This is a genomic window from Ensifer aridi (assembly GCF_002078505.1).
Taxonomy (GTDB): domain Bacteria; phylum Pseudomonadota; class Alphaproteobacteria; order Rhizobiales; family Rhizobiaceae; genus Sinorhizobium; species Sinorhizobium aridi.
The window spans coordinates 1-848 of the sequence record NZ_LUAV01000064.1; the positions used below are offsets into that span (position 1 = coordinate 1).

Genomic DNA, 848 nt, shown 5'->3' on the forward strand with positions numbered 1-848 from the left:
TTTCCCGAAAACAGACGTCAATCAAGATAGGTTCCAACGGCATCAATACGCCGGAAGCAGACATGACGTCGACGCGGAAATCCTGATTGGCGCAGCCACAGAACCCTGAAGAAAGCCGCCTTGCGATGACATTTTTTTTGCAGCGGCGTGTCGGACTCCGTCTCCGCCGAACGTCGTCATCACGAGCGGCCAGAAAAAGCTCGTCCGCCAATCGAGGAGAAACCAGATGGAGCAAGTTAATAATACAGATGGCGCCCAAAACCGCACGTCGGTCGAGCGTAGAGGAGACCGCGAACTCGTTGTGACACGGTTAATCAATGCGCCGCCAAGCACGGTGTTCAAGGCGTGGAGCCAGCCCGAGCTCTTCCAGCGCTGGTGGGTGCCTAAATCGGCACCCGGTGTCTTGCTCGTATCGTGCGACATGGACGTCCGTACCGGCGGCAAATATCGGCTGGAATTCGGCGCCGGCGGCTCGGAAACGATGGCCTTCTACGGCAAGTATCTCGAGGTTGTGTCAAATGAGCGCATTGTCTGGACCAATGACGAGGGGGATGAGGGCGCTGTCACGACCGTGACTTTCGAAGATCAGGGCGGGACTACGCTGCTGACCTTCCGCGAAATCTATCCGTCAACGGAAGCGCTTGAGGACGCACTACAGGGCAGTGCGGCCGCATTGCCGGAACAGTTGGACCAGCTCGACGAATTGCTTTTCAGCACTGAAAAGTAGCGCGGGTCGGGAAACCTGCCTCTGGACAACGACCTCCCTCAGCGAGTTCTTCCACCGGCTGTTCCTGCCAGAGCGGGCGCGCAGCGATGCCTGCTCAAGGTAGGCTTCATCACCCGCAGGG

Annotated in this window: 1 protein-coding gene; it reads left to right on the top strand. The window is 58.3% G+C overall.

Going from position 1 to position 848, the window contains the following annotated elements:
• The first annotated feature begins 226 nt into the window (after window positions 1–226).
• Entirely contained in the window at window positions 227–727 is a 501-nt protein-coding gene (locus tag AYK65_RS31230; RefSeq protein ID WP_081163215.1) for an SRPBCC family protein, read from the top strand.
• The last annotated feature ends 121 nt before the right edge of the window (window positions 728–848 follow it).

What these genes read in the sequence shown, in the direction of transcription:
- AYK65_RS31230 (WP_081163215.1), top strand. Translation starts at nt 227, where the DNA reads ATGGAGCAAGTTAATAATACAGATGGCGCCCAAAACCGCACGTCGGTC.